The 16858-nt window shown below is 59.0% G+C and carries 12 protein-coding genes and 1 riboswitch; of the genes, 7 read left to right on the forward strand and 5 right to left on the reverse strand.

Annotated features, from left to right (window positions below; translation table 11 throughout):
* The first annotated feature begins 17 nt into the window (after positions 1-17).
* Genes AC07OO_RS00650 through AC07OO_RS00665 form a run of 4 tightly spaced genes read left to right on the forward strand, consistent with a single transcriptional unit; the run spans position 18 to position 3185 of the window.
* Positions 18-1262 carry a L,D-transpeptidase family protein gene (locus AC07OO_RS00650; RefSeq protein WP_495080129.1) on the forward strand — a complete coding sequence of 415 codons (1245 nt, stop codon included), beginning with the start codon at positions 18-20 and terminating at the stop codon, positions 1260-1262.
* Between the two features lies 1 nt (position 1263).
* A complete protein-coding gene (locus tag AC07OO_RS00655) occupies positions 1264-1851 on the forward strand; it encodes a peptidylprolyl isomerase (RefSeq protein WP_495080130.1) in 588 nt (195 codons plus the stop codon).
* 3 nt (positions 1852-1854) lie between these two features.
* Complete coding sequence (locus tag AC07OO_RS00660) at positions 1855-2361, forward strand: peptidylprolyl isomerase (protein ID WP_495080131.1); 507 nt, start codon at positions 1855-1857, stop codon at positions 2359-2361.
* A gap of 17 nt (positions 2362-2378) precedes the next feature.
* Entirely contained in the window at positions 2379-3185 is an 807-nt protein-coding gene (locus AC07OO_RS00665; protein WP_495080132.1) for a UDP-2,3-diacylglucosamine diphosphatase, read from the forward strand.
* A 16-nt stretch (positions 3186-3201) separates the two neighbouring features.
* Here the strand turns inward: AC07OO_RS00665 and AC07OO_RS00670 are convergent, their stop codons facing one another.
* Positions 3202-4821 carry an HD domain-containing phosphohydrolase gene (locus tag AC07OO_RS00670; RefSeq protein ID WP_495080133.1) on the reverse strand — a complete coding sequence of 540 codons (1620 nt, stop codon included), beginning with the start codon at positions 4819-4821 and terminating at the stop codon, positions 3202-3204.
* Between the two features lie 85 nt (positions 4822-4906).
* A complete protein-coding gene (locus AC07OO_RS00675; RefSeq protein WP_495080134.1) occupies positions 4907-7636 on the reverse strand; it encodes a DUF349 domain-containing protein in 2730 nt (909 codons plus the stop codon).
* Between the two features lie 913 nt (positions 7637-8549).
* Here AC07OO_RS00675 and AC07OO_RS00680 point away from each other — a divergent pair.
* The 3 genes from AC07OO_RS00680 to nrdR all read left to right on the forward strand — a co-directional run bounded on the left by AC07OO_RS00680 (position 8550) and on the right by nrdR (position 11404).
* Complete coding sequence (locus AC07OO_RS00680; RefSeq protein WP_495080135.1) at positions 8550-9362, forward strand: lytic transglycosylase domain-containing protein; 813 nt, start codon at positions 8550-8552, stop codon at positions 9360-9362.
* Between the two features lie 56 nt (positions 9363-9418).
* A riboswitch (ZMP/ZTP riboswitch) is annotated at positions 9419-9549 on the forward strand.
* Between the two features lie 58 nt (positions 9550-9607).
* A complete protein-coding gene (gene glyA / locus AC07OO_RS00685) occupies positions 9608-10855 on the forward strand; it encodes a serine hydroxymethyltransferase (RefSeq protein ID WP_495080136.1) in 1248 nt (415 codons plus the stop codon).
* Positions 10856-10954: 99 nt separating this feature from the next.
* Positions 10955-11404, forward strand: a complete 450-nt coding sequence (nrdR, locus tag AC07OO_RS00690; RefSeq protein WP_495080137.1) for a transcriptional regulator NrdR — start codon at positions 10955-10957, stop codon at positions 11402-11404.
* Between the two features lie 32 nt (positions 11405-11436).
* Here the strand turns inward: nrdR and AC07OO_RS00695 are convergent, their stop codons facing one another.
* From AC07OO_RS00695 to AC07OO_RS00705, 3 genes are read right to left on the reverse strand one after another with little or no spacing between them, the layout of a single operon-like run.
* Positions 11437-11862, reverse strand: a complete 426-nt coding sequence (locus AC07OO_RS00695; protein WP_495080138.1) for a type IV pilin protein — start codon at positions 11860-11862, stop codon at positions 11437-11439.
* 53 nt (positions 11863-11915) lie between these two features.
* On the reverse strand, positions 11916-16265 hold the full coding sequence (locus AC07OO_RS00700; RefSeq protein WP_495080139.1) for a PilC/PilY family type IV pilus protein: 4350 nt from the start codon (positions 16263-16265) through the stop codon (positions 11916-11918).
* Positions 16266-16294: 29 nt separating this feature from the next.
* Entirely contained in the window at positions 16295-16849 is a 555-nt protein-coding gene (locus AC07OO_RS00705; RefSeq protein ID WP_495080140.1) for a pilus assembly PilX family protein, read from the reverse strand.
* Between the last annotated feature and the right edge of the window lie 9 nt (positions 16850-16858).

Consider the following 16858-nt stretch of genomic DNA (forward strand, 5'->3'; position numbering starts at 1 on the left):
GATGGTTGGTGGTTGGCATGGATAGATTGCTTGTCAACGTTGCAATACTGGGTCTGGTGCTGGCCTGCGGTTTGCCCGCGCACGCCGTGAACGCAAAGCACAGCGCCACGAAGTACAAACCCGTACGCCAAGAAGTCCCGGTGGTCAAGGACCAGGACGGCGTCGCCGAGGCGCGCCTGATCGAAATCTACAAGCTCATCGGCCAGGCCCGCAACCGCGAGGCTTTGGCCAAGGCGGACCAGTTGGTGGCCGAGTTTCCGCACTTTCAGTTGGCGCAGTTGGTGCACGGCGATTTGCTGGCCGCGCAGATACGCCCCATCAAGACCTTTGGCGATCTGCCCGAATCCCTGGTGACGGGCAACAGCGCTGCCTTGGCCGAGTTGCGCGAAGAATCGCAGCGCCGTGTGCGGGCCCTGCGCGAGCGCCCTGCCCCCGGCACCCTACCGTCGCAATTTCTGGCGCTGTCGCAAAAGTCCAAACACGCCATAGCGGTCGATGCCTCGCGTTCGCGCCTCTACCTGTTCGAAAACACCGCCACGGGTTTGAATCTCGTCGCCGACTACTACATTTCGGTCGGCAAGGCCGGCACCGCCAAGACGGCTGAGGGCGACCAGCGCACGCCGCTGGGCGTGTACTACATCACCAGCAATCTGGATCCCAAGTCGCTGAAAGATTTTTACGGTTCCGGCGCCCTGCCCATCAGCTACCCCAACATGCTGGACAGCAAGCGCGGCAAGACCGGTGGCGGCATCTGGTTGCATGGCACACCGCCCAACCAGTTCTCACGTGCGCCACAGGCCACCGACGGTTGCGTAGTACTGGCCAACCCGGATCTGCAGCACATCATCCGCACAGTCGAGGTGCGCACGACACCCGTCGTAATCGCCTCGCAGTTGCAGTGGGTGGCACCGCAGAACGCGCGGGCCGAAAGCAAGCCGTTTGAAGACGCCCTGCTGGGTTGGCGCAATGCCAAGACCTCGGGAAACCTGCAGCAGGTGCTGACCTACTACACGCAAGACTTCAACAGCAACGGCAAAACGCTGAGCCAGTGGACCCCAATTCTGAAAACCGAAATCGACCAGACGCAAGGGCGTACTATCCAGCTCAAGGATGTGTCCTATCTGCGCTGGACCGACGCGGCCGACACCATGGTCGTGACCTTCGGTGAGGTAGCCGACGGTGCTCGCGTCGGCTGGACCAAACGGCAGTACTGGATTCGCCAGGAAAACCAATGGAAGATCTTTTTTGAGGGAGTGATTTGAGATGTCTATGCTTTGGAACACTTTGAGCCGCCGCGCCGCGTTGGCCGGGCTCGCACTGGCCACACTGACCGGTTCTGTTTTGGCCAATGAGGCCGCACCGCAGGTCAAGTTCGAGACCAGCCTGGGCAATTTCGTTGTCGAGGTCTATCCCGACAAGGCGCCCAAGACCGTGGAAAACTTTCTGCTGTACGTCAAGACCAAGCAATACGACGGCACCATCTTCCACCGCGTGATCCCCAACTTCATGGTGCAAGGCGGTGGCTACAACGCCAAATACGACGAGAAGATCGCACGCCCTCCCATTCCCTTGGAAGCGCAAAATGGTCTGAAGAACGAGACCGGCACCATCGCAATGGCACGCACCAATGACCCGAACTCGGCCCGCGCCCAGTTCTTCGTCAATGTCAAAGACAATCCCTTCCTGAATGCCAAAGGCCCTGCCGATGGCTACACGGTTTTCGGCCGTGTCATCTCGGGCATGGAAACCATCAACAAAATCAAGGACGTCCCCACAGGCTCCGGCGGCCCCTTCCCAACCGATGTGCCCAAGACCCCTGTTCTCATCAACTCCGCTACCCAGGTGAAATAAACCATGAGCAATCCACAAGTCGAACTCCACATCCATGACTACGGCGTCATCACGCTGGAACTGGACCAAGACAAGGCGCCCAAGTCGGTTGCCAACTTCCTGGCCTATGTCAACAAAGGCCATTACAACGGCACCATCTTCCACCGCGTCATTCCTGGCTTCATGATCCAAGGCGGCGGCATGGAACCCGGCATGACGCAAAAGCCTTGCGATGCGCCCATCCAGAACGAAGCCAACAACGGCCTGAAGAACGCCAACTACACCGTGGCCATGGCACGTACCGGTGACCCCCACTCCGCCACCGCGCAGTTCTTCATCAACGTGGCCGACAACGGCTTCCTGAACCACACCGCGCCCAGCAGCCAAGGCTGGGGCTATGCCGTGTTTGGCAAGGTGGTGTCCGGCTCCGAAGTGGTCGACAAGATCAAGACCGTGAAGACCGGCCGCAAGGGCTTCCATGATGACGTGCCCAAGGAAGACGTCGTCATCGAAAAAGCTGTCGCGCTGTAAATCGGGCAGCTTGCGGGATGGAACTGATCGCGCCGTCCCGTTGGAGTTGCATTGACTTCATCTCGGACTTGCACCTGCAAGCGTCCGAGAGTCTGACCTTCCAAGCCTGGAGCAACTACCTGCAGCACACCGCGGCCGACGCGCTCTTCATACTGGGTGACCTGTTTGAAGTCTGGGTGGGCGATGATGTGCTGTCATCCACAGAAGCCGGCTTCGAGCGGCAATGTGCCGAGGCTTTGCGTGCAGCGGCACGCCGCATGGATATCTACATCCTATGCGGCAACCGCGACTTTTTGATGGGCCAAGCCTTGATGGAGGCCTGCGGCTGCACGCTACTGGAAGAGCCCTGCGTTCTGACGTTCGCCCAGCAACGCTGGCTGCTGATCCATGGCGATGCCCAATGCCTGGACGATACCGATTACATGAAATTCAGAGCCCAGGTGCGCACGCCCCAATGGCAGTCCGATTTCCTGGCCAAACCCCTGACCGAGCGCCTGGCAATTGCCCGCGGCATACGCACCCAAAGCGAGGCCCGCAAACGCGACACCGAAACCGTCTATGCCGATGTGGACTTCACGGCTGCAAACGTGCTGCTGCAATCTCTGAATGCCAACCACATGGTCCACGGCCATACCCACCGCCCTGCCAAGCATGACTTGGGTGCAGGCCGCGAGCGTTTGGTACTGAGTGATTGGGATGTGGGTGCTCAGCCACCGCGTGCCGAGGTGCTGCGCCTGCGCAAGGCCGAAGAAACCCCGACTGCCAAGCACAACTTCACGATTGAGCGTATTCCGCCTGCCATGGCAACAGGCGCGCACGGCTAGTGCCTGGTTGTTCGACTTAAGTCCAGGCCCGCGCGTCCACCGTGTCGATCTGCCAGGGATCCAGGAACTGGTGGGCGTAGCGCAGATAAACGCCCTGCTCGACAAAGATATCGAAGAGATCCGGGTCGATATGCCCACCCGTCTTGAACTTGTGCATGATGCCCATGGCCTGGGATAGTTTCATGCCCTGCTTGTAAGGGCGGTCCTTTGCCGTGAGGGCCTCAAAGATATCGGCAATACCCATGATGCGGGCCTGCACCGACATCTGGTCCCGCGTCAGCCCCTTGGGATAGCCCTTGCCGTCCATGCGCTCGTGGTGGCCGCCGGCATACTCAGGCACATTCTTCAGGTGCTTGGGCCAGGGCAGTTGCTCCAGCATCTTGATGGTGGCCACGATATGGTGGTTGATGACATTGCGCTCCCCTGCCGTCAGCGTGCCACCACGGATGGTGAGGTTCTCAATCTCATCGGCGGTCAGCAGTTCAGACTCCAGGCCGTTGACATTGCGCCACGGCGTCTTGTGGCTGATGTCGCGCACGCGCTGCAAGTCGCCATCGTTCATCGACTCTGCGCCCTTGTTCACGTGGCGCAAGAAGTCGCGGTCCGCCTCCAGCGCGGCGATGTTGTCACGGCATTGCGCCCAGGCTTGGGCCTCGGCCGCTGCATCGGTTTGCTCGCGCAACTCCAGTTGTGCCCGCAGCGCGGCGATTTCCTGGTCGCGCTTCAAGACCTCAAAGCGCGTGTCGACCAGGTCAATGCGGTCAAACAAGGTCTGCAGCTTGGTGGCCTTGTCGACCACGTGCACCGGCGTCGTGACCTTGCCGCAGTCGTGCAATAGCCCAGCGATCTTGAGTTCGTAGCGGTCGCGGTCATCCATCGTGAAGGCCGCCAGCGGTCCTTCGCGGTGGGAGTTGACGGCCTCGGCCAACATCATCGTCAATGCCGGAACGCGCTGGCAGTGGCCGCCGGTGTAATGCGACTTTTCGTCGATGGCCAGATTGATGAGGCTGATGAAGGACTCGAACAGCGCCTCCAGTTGCGACATCAGGTTGCGGTTGGTGATGGCAATGGCCGCCTGCGATGCCAAGGACTCGGCCAAGCTCTGGTCGGCACTGGAGAACGACACGACTTCGGTGGAGTGCTTGCGCTTCGCGTTGATCAATTGCAAGACGCCGATCACATCGCCCTCGTGGTCCTTCATGGGCACGGCCAGGAAGGATTGCGAGCGGTAGCCGGTGCGCTCGTCGAACCTGCGCGTGCCGGAGAAATCGAAATTCGGCTCGGTGTACGCGTCCGAGATATTGACCGTCTGGCTGTGGATGGCAGCATAGGCCGCCACCAGCGAGTCATTGGGCCGCCCCTGGGCGTCGTGCAGCGGCAGATTGGGAAAGTCGATGGGCTTGCCCGACGTGCCACCCATGGCGATCTTCAGCGAATCGGTCTTGAGGATTTCGAAACGCAGCGCCTTGCCGTCTTCAGTGACGCGGTACAGCGTGCCACCGTCGGCATTGGTGATGGTTTTGGCTGCCACCAGGATGCTTTCCAGCAAGCGGGTGATGTCCCGCTCTTTGGACAGTGACGTGCCAATGTCGTTGAGTTGTTCCAGCCGCCGCAGCAGGTCTTCAATGGAGTCCACAGTTTCCCCTCGTACAAGAAGCCGAGTCCACCGCGGTGGACCGCCCATTCTTCCACAAACACCCGCTGCAGGGCAGTACTACTTGCTATTTCTTCAACAGAACCTTCAGCACATTTTGGACCCGGCGGGCGCTCTGGGCATTGAAAGGGCTGGCGAAAACAGCCGCTGTGTCCTGCCCCCAGGTTTGCACGGGTGCGGGATCGTTGCGACGGGTCAGCAATTGCAGCTGCAAAGCACGCCGTGCGCTCAGGTCTTCGGCTGGTGTCGGCACCTCGGCGGCCATTTCGAGGCGCAGCAGCGCAACGTGCGGGTCTGCCGCCTTGCCTGCCGCGCTGCCCGCGTCGCCCAGGGCTTGCAGCCAGGCATTGCGGGTTGCCGCAGGGGCCTTGCTGCCCAGGTCTTGTGCGCCCGGCACCAGGCTGGGGTCGCGCTTCTCCCAGGCGGTCAGCAGCTGGGTCAGTGCCTCGCCGTGGGCCTGCATGGCCAGTTTCTTCAAAGCCTGTTGGGCCTGATCCATTGCGTCGCGCTGGGCGCGGAAGGCCGCATCGCCCAGGCGTGGTGCTTCGGGCCGCGCCTCATAACCACCACGGCCACCGAAGCGGCCATCGCCGCGGGGGCCGCCTGCGCGGTCGTCCGAACGGGGGCCGGCCTTGCCATCGCGAGAACCACGTGCGGCACCGCCCTCTTTGCGATCACCCCACTTGCCAGCACCGCGCGGACCGGCGGTGGCAGGAGCTTCCTTCTTCATGCCAGGGCGGTCGTCGCCACGCATGGCAATGACGGGCTTGGGGGCAGGCTTGGCAGCGGGAGCGGGCGTTGCATCATCAGGCGCTACAGTTTCAGTAGCATCTGATGCAGATTCGACGAGGGCTGGCGCCGCATTTTCTGTGGCGTCACTGGCCTGCGCGGCAGCCTTGGCTTCGCTCTCCTGCGCGCCGGCGGTCTTCACGTCGGCTTGCGCTTGGGCTTGGCCTTGCAGCGCGGCTTCCAGCGCCGCCATAGCCGCGCGAATGGCCTGCGCGTCGCCGCCAGCGTTGGCGGCGTCCAGGGCCTTGGCCGCCTGCAGCACGGTGCGGTCACGTGCGCCCAGCGAGGCTTCAGCTTTTTCGCGGTCGGCGGTCTTGCGGTTAAAGGCATCGTCAATGGGCTTGCGGAAGGCATCCCATAGCTTTTGCTCCTGGCGGCGCTCCATGGGCACGCGGTGCGCCTGGGCTTGCCAGCGCTGCTGCAGCGCCTTGACCGCATCGATGCGCAGTTCGGGTGCGGCACCCAGAATCTTGGCTTCTTCAATCATGGCCTGGCGCAGGGCCAGGCTCTCGGCCTGCAGGGCCTCCAGCGGCGCGGCGGCATTGGCGATGGCAGCCTTCCACAGCGGCTGCAACTCGGCAAAGGCCTTTTCGCCCAAGTGTCCGGCTTCGCGCCAGCGGTCGCCGAATTGGTACAGGATGCGGTTGAAGCCCTTCCAGTCATCGTCCAGAGCCGTGCGGTTGGCGGCGGCCCAGGCATTGACCTCTTCGATCAGCGCCAGGCGCTGGGCCTTGTGCTCGGCGGATTCGGCGCGGACCTTATCCAGCCAGGCCTCCACCACTTTGTGGGCCTCGTTGCAAGCTTCGTCAAAACGCTTCCACATGGCGTGGTTGGGCGTGCCACCCTGGTCGGTCTGCTTCCACTGTTCGCGCAGGGAGCGCAGGGTCTCTTGCATCTTGCGGCCACCAATGGCCTGGCCTTCGGGGCGCTTGAGCAAGCCCTCGGCTTGTGCCACCAGTGCTTCGCGCAGTTGGTCGGCACGCCAGCGTTGCCAGCCCTCCAGCTCACCGGCGGCGGCCAGGGCTGCATGGGCCTGGTTTTCCAATTTGTCGTCGATCAGGCGACCGAATTCCTTGAGTGCATGGCGCAGCGCATTCGCAGCACCGGCACTGGCCTTGCCATGGCCTTCGGCAATTTCCTGCTCCAGCGTGGTCAGCACCTCGCGCACGCTGGCTGTGGCCTTGGCCCGCACTTCGGGGTCGATCTTGGGTTTGGCCGGCTTGGCCGCAGCGGTTTCCACCGGAATGCCGCGGGCAGCGCGCAACTCGTTGGCCCACATGGGCACGGGTGGCAAGGGGGCGGCGGCATCGGCCGCAGCGGCTACGGCCAGCCCCAGGGCACCCTGGAAGGCCTCCCACACCACGAGCAACTGACCGCGCGAGGCCTCCAGCAAAGGCGGGAATTTGGCATCGACACTGGTCCAGCTGGCATCGGCCACCAGTTGGGTAGCCTGGGTTTGCCATTGATCCACATCCACACGCAGGGCATCCAGCGCGGCTTGGGCGTCTTGTAGGGACTTGGTGGACAGCACTTCAATGCGCTGAGCCAGCAGCACGGCTGCTTCGCGCTGGACCTGGACCCGGCGTTGCAGGTCTTCGATGACGCGCACGCGGTCGGCCAATTGGGTTTTGAGCGACGTCAGCGGCTCGCGGCTCAAGGGCGCGCCGGCCTTGGCGGCATCGCGCTGCCAGGCGAGTGCATCGGCGATATTGAGTTTGGCCATGCCCAGCAGGGTTTGCGCCTTGCCAGCCCAGTCGGCCACGAGTGCCTCCTGGCCCTTAGCGCGCTTGGCTTCGTCGATCTTCTCGCGAACCAGCTTGGCGGCGCCCTTGTCCTTGACGCTCAGTTCTTTGAATACGTCAGCCAGTTGCTCGGCGCTGGGGCCGGTCAGCAGCCAGTCACGCACGCGGGCGGCCCGCTCCCCGGAGGTCTGGGCTGTGAAAGCGCCACCGGTCAGACTGTCTAGATGGGCAATATCGTTGTTTTTGGCGGTGGAAGTCGACGTCACGGTAGGCTCGAAATAGTTGGAATGGAAATCAGCAACCGCGTATTTTCGCCGCGAAATGAACCGGGGACCATGGTTTTTGTCCGTGTAGGGTCAAAGCGCCCGCGTACACCCCCTGTTTGACAAATGGCCACCAAGAAAAATCGGCTGTAGCCCTCGTCAAATCTATTTACATAGCTACTAAAAATATAGCATTCCAATTTTCAACCCAAGACCACCCCAATCTAGGTTTTCCCGCGCAGTCTCCTGGAGGCGCACAAACGCCCCATATATATAGTGTGCGCACCGTGCTTCTGGGGAACCCAACAAGAAGAAAGCCCGGCGCCCTAACCACAGGGTTAGGCCACCGGGCTCGACGGCTGACCAGAGGTCCATGCCGTCAGGGCTGGCATTGCGGGAGATTGAAGTCCCACACTGCACTAGAAGCAATAGATTGCCTCCTTAAGTTACCGGGGCCGCTTTATCACAGATACCTCCAAGGTACGGACTGGCTACTGCCGGAACAGAACCTGAATCAACAGGCAATGCCAGTCTAATTGGCACCCTGGGTGATTGCAAATAGGCTTTTCAATGGATTTTGGGCCGGTGATTGGGAGATTTTTCGGCTCCCGGCAACCCTCCGGCAGCCCGCGCCAGGCCTAGGATTGCCGCTATAAACGATGAAAAATAGAATAACAAACCTATTTAATATTGTTGACTCGGTATATTTGAGCCCCATAGAATCCGCCCCATTCCTAGTTTTGCCTAGGGATTACCCGCAACCGCTGCCGAACCCGGCATATTCAAATCGCTGCACATGTCGAACCGACGCCGCAGGATATTGATAGCGTACCAACCCAAACGTGGTGTCTGAAGTCTTGCCGCGCTGTTTCAACAGCGCGACGGAACCCAGGCGCCCGCCTAAGAAGGAAGAGCTATGACAGCGACCGAAAAATTCACCAAGGGCATGGCAACATTCGCCAGCGATATCGCCCAAGGTTTCTTTGAAATCACGCACAACGGTTTTGCCCTGCTGGGCTTGGCCGTGATGTTTGCCGTGATCACCCTGACCGCAAGGCCAGAAATCCGCCAGGCAGGCGAAGTCCAGTTGATGAGCTGGCTGCAAACCCGCCAGGCCAGCGTGACCGGCATCACGCCTGACACCATTGCCGTGGAGCGTACAACCGCTACCAACCCCCAAAGCCTGCCCAAACAGCAGGCTGCCGTAGCCTTCTGGCTCAGCAAAAAGTACAACGTGGCTCCCGAGCCGCTGAGTGCCTTGGTAGCCGAGGCCTTTGAGGTCGGCAGCCGTGTCAAGATTGATCCCACGCTGATACTGGCTGTGATGGCCATTGAGTCGGGCTTCAATCCTTTTGCCCAAAGCGCCGTCGGTGCCCAGGGCCTGATGCAAGTCATGACCAAGATCCACAGCGACAAGTACATGGGCTTTGGTGGCAAGCTGGCCGCCTTTGACCCCGTGTCCAACCTGAGGGTCGGCGTCAAAGTGCTGCAAGAGTGCGTGGCCCGCGCCGGTTCGATCGAGGGGGGTCTGAAGCTCTACGTGGGCGCGGGCAACCTGGACGACGACAATGGCTATGCTGCCAAGGTCATCGCCGAGCACAACCGTCTGTTGCAGGTAGCCAATGGTCGCAATGCGCCGATCACTGCACCGCAGATCGTGCCAGTGACCCACCCTGCAGCACCGCTGGAAGCCACTGAAACGGTTGCCAGCAACTATTTCAGCTCGTAATTCACGGGTATTCGCGAGCCATGGGCCCGGTTCACCGGGCAGCATCGGGTAAACTCCACAGCGCACGCGACTGGCGATAGGCGCCCAAACCCTGCGGTTCGGGGCGCTGACGTGGGTTCACCACGGGGAAGCGTGCCGCGGCACCTGCACAGGTGCATGCGTTCAGCCGTTCGCCTGGGCAGCCCTTGTCGTATTTCGTCTCACCGTTCGAATGACAACAAGGTTCATTGTCTTAAAGGACTGCCATGTACCACCGCAATATCCTCGTCGAGCAAGCTGACCCTGAACTCTGGGCCGCCATCCAGGCCGAGAACGCCCGCCAGGAAGACCACATCGAGCTGATCGCCTCGGAAAACTACTGCTCCCCCGCCGTCATGGCCGCACAGGGCAGCCAGCTGACCAACAAATACGCCGAAGGCTACCCCGGCAAGCGCTACTACGGCGGCTGCGAGAACGTGGACGTGGTTGAACAACTCGCCATTGACCGCCTCAAGCAACTGTTTGGCGCCAATTTCGCCAACGTGCAGCCCAACTCAGGCTCGCAGGCCAACCAGGGCGCGTTCTTCGCCTTGCTGCAGCCCGGCGACACCATCATGGGCATGAGCCTGGCCGAAGGCGGCCACCTGACACACGGCATGCCCCTGAACATGAGCGGCAAGTGGTTCAACGTCATCTCCTACGGCCTGGACGCCCAGGAAGACATCGACTACGACGCCATGGAAGCCCTGGCCCGCGAGAAGAAACCCAAGCTCATCATCGCGGGCGCTTCGGCCTTCGCGCTGCGCATCGACTTCGAACGCTTCGGCAAGATCGCCAAGGAAATCGGCGCCTACTTCATGGTTGACATGGCCCACTACGCCGGCCTGGTGGCTGCGGGCGTCTATCCGAACCCCGTACCCTACGCCGACGTGGTCACGTCCACCACGCACAAGAGCCTGCGCGGCCCGCGCGGCGGCATCATCCTGACGAACGACGAGGCGATTGCCAAGAAGATCAACTCGGCCATTTTCCCCGGCATCCAGGGCGGCCCGTTGATGCACGTCATCGCCGGCAAGGCTGTGGCCTTCAAGGAAGCGCTGACACCCGAGTTCAAGGCCTACCAGGAACAAGTGGTCAAGAATGCCAAGGTGCTGGCCGATACGCTGACCGAGCGTGGCCTGCGCATTGTCTCCGGCCGCACCGAAAGCCACGTCATGCTGGTCGACCTGCGCCCCAAGAACATGACCGGCAAGGAAGCCGAGGCCGTGCTGGGCCAGGCCCACATGACCTGCAACAAGAACGGTATCCCCAACGACCCGCAAAAGCCCATGGTCACCAGCGGCATCCGCCTGGGCACCCCGGCCATGACCACCCGCGGCTTCAAGGAAGACGAGGTGCGCGCCACCGCGCACCTGATCGCCGACGTGCTGGACAACCCGCATGATGCGGCCACTATCGACGCCGTGCGGGCCAAGGTGCATGCCTTGACCTCGCGCTTCCCGGTCTACGGCTGAGCCCATGGACTGCATGATCACTACATTTTTGATAGCTGATCATGCATGTTTGGCGAGGGCTAGCGCGAAGTTAACCATAACTGCCCTAGCCGACTCCCTATGAAATGCCCCTTCTGCAGCCACTCCGAAACCCAGGTCGTGGAGACCCGGATAGCCGAGGACGGGGACTTCATTCGCCGCAGGCGCCAGTGTGGATCGTGCGAGAAGCGCTTCACCACCTATGAGCGCCCCGACGTCAACTACCCTGCCATCGTCAAGAAAGATGGCCGCCGTATCGAATACGAACGCGCGAAGCTGTTGGCGTCATTCAACTTAGCGCTGCGCAAACGCCCGGTCAGCACCGAGCAAATCGACAGCGCTATTGAACGCATTGAAGAGAAGTTACTGAACCTGGGCCTGCGCGAAGTCCAGTCCGCACGCATTGGTGAACTGGTCATGCGCGAGCTGAAAAAGCTCGACAAGGTGGCCTATGTACGCTTTGCCAGCGTGTACCGGAGTTTTGAGGATATTGACGACTTCAAGACACTGGTGGATGAGGTGAGGCGGTAGGGGTTATTACCCACCCTGGACAGCCTCTCGCACTACTTCCAGCACTCTGCCACGGTGCCTGTACCTGACGTACCCTTTTCACCAGTGTGCTTCACCCAAAGCACTGCGCACTTGGTATCCGTCCCGTTCGGTGTTGCCTCCAACGCGTAGGCGTTCGCACTAACGGCTACACCAGAAGCAGAACTAGCCGTTCCCAACGCGATGGAGTATTTTGGTGACTCCTGCGGAACACTTGAAAATCGTGCTGGCAAGGCCGCTGAAGTAAACGAGTTGTTCGTCGCGTAATACCGCTCCATGAACTGCTGCGCCTCCAGCAAGGCGGACCGGGCCGCAGCACGGTCCCCACGCAGCACATACGAGCGATAGCTTGGCAATGCAATGGCCAGCAAGATACCAACAATGGCCACCACAATCATCAACTCGATCAGAGTGAAGCCCGAAATGGCAGGCTTCTTCATGCTACGTACTGTTGTATCGGGGTGAGCCATGATCAATCTCTTTCAGTAGGTTATCAGCGGATAGGTGGGTTGATGATACGACGCCAAACACGCGTTCCACCCGAGCCGACGGGAATACAAACCGGCAATCCCATCGTCGCAGATTGGATACTGGACAGACAAGTATTAGCCTCTGGGCACAAGGGACTGGCCACACACTTTTGGCCCTTCTTGGAGCAAACCGCACCTGTGCAATCACCCTCCGGACCACCACCACCTATATCGGTCAACCGATTGTTGCCGCTCACACCCGCACTGCTTACTACGGCGTCCACACCATCAGCTTTCGTCGTGTAACCAATACCGAGGTTATCGCTGCCATTGGCAATGCCGTCTCCATTGGTATCGAAACTGCGGTTGGTTGGGTTGCTCCCTTGCTCAACCGGCACCAGAAGATTCAATGCCGTACCGGTACCTGATTCACAAGCCAATGGCGTTCCCTGTACGGGGGCCACGGAGCTGACCAAGGCCGTTGTGTACCCAACGACCTGCGACGGATAGATCACACGGCCGCCGGTAATCGTCGGACTCAAATCCATATACCACCCGCGCGATGTGCTCGTATAGTCCACGGTTGCGCCCGTTGCGGAGACAAAGGTTGTGCCAGACGCAGCACCAGTCCCTGCGAACGTTGATAGGGTGCGCACAACAAGGTTCGACCGGGTCAACGGGCGAGGCACGGAGTCGGCAGCCGCCAAAGCACCTGCGTCTTTGTCCCATACACCATACACCGTCTGAGTAGATGTATCACTTGCATCCGCCGTGCTGAACAACTTTCCGGTGCCAAATATCACCATGTAGCCGCCCAGCGAATGCCTATAAACCACGGGGCTGGAAGTAATCGGCTGCGCTGCATTGAGTGAGTCTTTTGCAGCAAACAAACCAGACGTGCTGCTTGCGTCAACCTCAAACAAATTGGTTGTCGTGTTGTACTTGATCTTCCAAAGCTTGCCCTTCAGATCGCCCACATAAATGAATTCGGTGCGACCGGTAGTAATGTTCGGGGTGAGTGTCACCCCACCCAAGCCATTGCTGCCCGAGCTATCCAACACCAGCTTCTGTATGGCCGATGCACGGACGGCTGCACTGCTGCTAGCAGCGTTTTCTATATCAACCACAAACAAAACGGCTTTACCACTGCCGCTAGCATAGCCATTACCAAAAATAGCAACCCAACGACCGTTTGCAAGAACGCCCACTTTGATAGGAGTCAATACATACCCGATGTCGTCATCTTCACCATTGGACAGCTCCCAGCGCACGGAGCTTGCAGTCATACTGGTTGAATTTGTAACATCCAGGGCAAAGACAGCTCGGCCGCCGGAACCCAACGAACCGAACAAATAGTTGCGCCATGAGGCAGAAGAAGCTCCGGGTGCCTTTACATAAGCATCCGCTTCATGCAAAGGGCCATCGACAAAATATTGGTGCTGCAGCGCAGCCGTGGTGCCATAGTTGTAGTCTGTCAGCTTGTACAGATTAGGGTAAATCGTACGGGGCACATAGGCAAAAATCTCCTGCCCATCAGTTGATGCAGCAACCCCCTCGGTATCCTGGAAGGCATGCAGCATGCCATCATTACCGCCGGCGAAAAGCACCGCAGTACGAGCTGCCTTAGTGGTCTTGAAGCTTGCGTATGCACCTGTGCCACCAAAGGCAGGGTCTGTGTAGGCACCATCGAAGTTGCCTTTGATCAAGACGGGGTTGGAATTGACGATATCCCCCAAAATGAAGGGCTTCGCAGCCGAGTCCAAGCGCGTACGATACAGATTACTCACGCCTTCCTGGCTGTGATCGCCCTTCAGGTAATTCATGAACTCGGTTGGGTGCAGCGCGGCTACTGAGCCCATGGCAGTCTGACCAGTCAGCGGAATAGAGGCCCAGTCGAAAGAAATACCGGCCCAAGTGGATGCTGTGTTATCGAATGTCACGATATTGCGGCTGCTCCATACCGGCATTCTGGAAGAAGCTGTCCACTGAGCCGTCGTTACCTGACCTGTCGCATCCAATGCATACGCCGTGATATCGCCGTCCCAGTTTCCCGACTCGAATGTCGGAACATACTTCCGGTTACCGCTGGACAACAAGGTTGATGCCGTCGCCACGCCAGCAGTCGCGCCTGCGCCGCCCGTCGCACCTGCGAGTGCGGTACGAACCGCCGTGGCCAACTCTTGCGGATCCTTGGCACTAAAGTATTTTCCACGGCTATTGACAGCGGCGTGCCACAAATCGTCCACATTTGCCCCTGTGCCACCTGGCGTGGCTTGAGGCCATGTCTTGGTACCAGCAGTCAATGCAGGAAGGTCCGAATCAGGGTCCAGCGTTCCCTTTACACCCAAGCCCAGGGTAAAGACCGTCATGTTCTGCCAAAACGACGTGTTTTCTGCCACTGCAGGTACAGCATTGGTCGTGGAAGGTTGCAAATCGGCCTTCCAATACTTCATAGCGACGTCTGCAAGGGTATTGCTCCAATCATCCTTGTACGGCCTTGAAGCTATGTATTTATAGCTTGAACCTGTGCCGGTAATGGTAGTGCCGTCTGTGTTATCTACATTACCCACCGCTACGGTATCCGTCCAATAGCCGTCCGTCGACAAAATCGTGTAAGAGCGCCGGCAGGTTTTGTTGTTAGCCACCGTGTTACTGGAAACAGCGGGGTTGTCTGTCCAAGGCCCTTGGGTATCTGTGCGCGAGTAGTAAGTCCCAATCTTGTCCAGCGCCCCAACCAAGGGTGTACCACCACTGGCTGGCAGATCTTCCAGCCATTTGAACAAATTTGCCTTGCGAGCAAAATTGAAATCGCGCACCCCACCCCCGCCGTAGGTAGCACTGCTTTCAATGACCGCGGTGGACACACCATCTACAGTAGCAGCACCCTTATTGATTCGACCAAAGCCCAGGCGCATAGCGATCTGACGGGCAGTGCCTGTTCCTGTTCCCGCACCCGTGGCGGTAAAGACCGTATCGACTGTGTTAGCAGAAGCACCAATGGAAGTGAAGCTGGTTGTCCCTGTGCTGACGATGGCATAACTGGTACCCACGACAAAGGTCCCTGCTGTTACGGGCGCAGCCTCTACACCAAATGCCTCCATCAGCGCGCCACGTGCCAATAGATTTCTGTCGCGGTAGTACGTAAACCAGTTGGCAAAGTTTTGACGCTCATCGGCCTGGGTACAGGTGGCACCCGCGCAATCAGTACGATCAGTGTATTTTGTAAAGGCGTTTTGACTGGCTGTACCAGTGCCCGACCCGACTCCGGTTGCGGTGAAAATCGTACCAACCGCATTGGACGAAGCACCAATGCTAGTAAACGGGGTGGTCCCAGCTGTCGTAATCTTGTACTGGGTTCCAACCACGAAGGAGCCGGCCGGGACACTATTAACAGAAAACGGGGTGTAGTTGCTTGCAGTCGTGATAGGCGCATAGCCATTAGCTACACCGCTACCACTACCAACGCCGGTGGCAGTGAATGTTAAGCCCACCGTATTCGATGCGGCCCCCACAGCCATAAAGTTAGTGCTACCCACCGATACGATGGTATAGCTCTTACCAACGACAAAGCTACCGCCGGAAACGTCCTGTTTAGCCAGCCTGAAGTAAACGCCTGGATCGTTTTGAAATGTGCCGGTCGGGGCAGTACAGTCTGCATTGGCGGCATTGGCGAAACACCATGTAGCGTCGCGCGCAGTGCCCGTTCCAGTACCTACCCCAGTAGCCGTAAAAGTTGTACCAACATTATTATTAGCCGCCCCTATTGCAGTAAACGACGTAGTGCCCGAGGTTACGATGGTATAAGTTTTCCCCACAACAAAGGAGCCTGCCGCAAAAGTCCCATTCGTAGTTAAGGCCGTCAAATCAATAGTGGTGCCGGCCGCTAAAGTCCGAACCAGAGGATTAATATAGGCCGTGGCAACGGGAGAATTTGGCAAGCGGGTTACACCATCCGATGTCAACCAAGCCTTGTATTGAATTTCAGGGTTGTAGTAAATGGTGTTAGTGTCAGCAGAGCGTAGTGCTCGTAGCACGTAATTGGCGGACGTGATGATGCCTGGAACAACGCCCATTACGTTCGTCGTGTTCTGGTAATTGTCATTCTTATCCCAAAACACCGTGTTGCTATTTACCGGGTTGGCCGTTGCAAAGGTGCCGCCTGCAAAAACATTTTCGGGCATATGCCGGAATGCCATGGAGCCCGAATCATCCAGCGTCAGCATCACATTGGGAGCAACAGCCGCACCTGCCTTGGTCAGCAACGGCAACTGCGAGGGCGTCTGTGCGTGCACAACAGATGTGCTCACAATCAGCAAGGGCAGTAAAACGCGGGCTATGGTCTGGAGCCGGTTCGTGGGTTTAATAGCTGTCATGGGAAAACTCCTGTGTCAGGGGCACTGTTTCAATTTGTGATGGATTGCAGCCACACCACAGCACCTCCGGTAGTGGCCCCTGTTGTGGTGTTGTATGTGTAGTCAGGACTAAAGCCACGCGCGGTAATCACAACCCCAACACCGGTCATGTTCTCAGCCACACATTCAGGTCTTTTCGTCGGCAAATCAGTCGCGCTAGCGTTATCTTGTATGACCGAGTCCGGTACTGTGGTTCGAGAGCTAGAGGCCCGGCCGGTAGAGCCGGTCCAGGTAGCCGTATCTTCCCACCCCGAGGTCGAAGAAGTGTTTGTAGTGGTTGGAATATGGGCATTCTGCAAAGTCGCTGTACGCGCAGCGTCCGCTTTCTTCAACTCGTTTTCGCAGTAGCGAAGGGCTGCTTCTGCGTATTGCAGGGCCGTGGCTTCTACACGTTGGTTGTTGGTTGCACGCTGTTCAGACGTAGCGTTGCGCATCGCAGTGGCGGCGGTGATACCGATGATGATCATCATGATCAAAACGATGATCAACGAGACGCCCTGGCTAGCACGTCGCGTGGCAACAGAAGATATGTTTAAGGCCTTCATAGGAGTATC

It is taken from the genome of Rhodoferax sp. GW821-FHT07G04 (genome assembly GCF_059418585.1).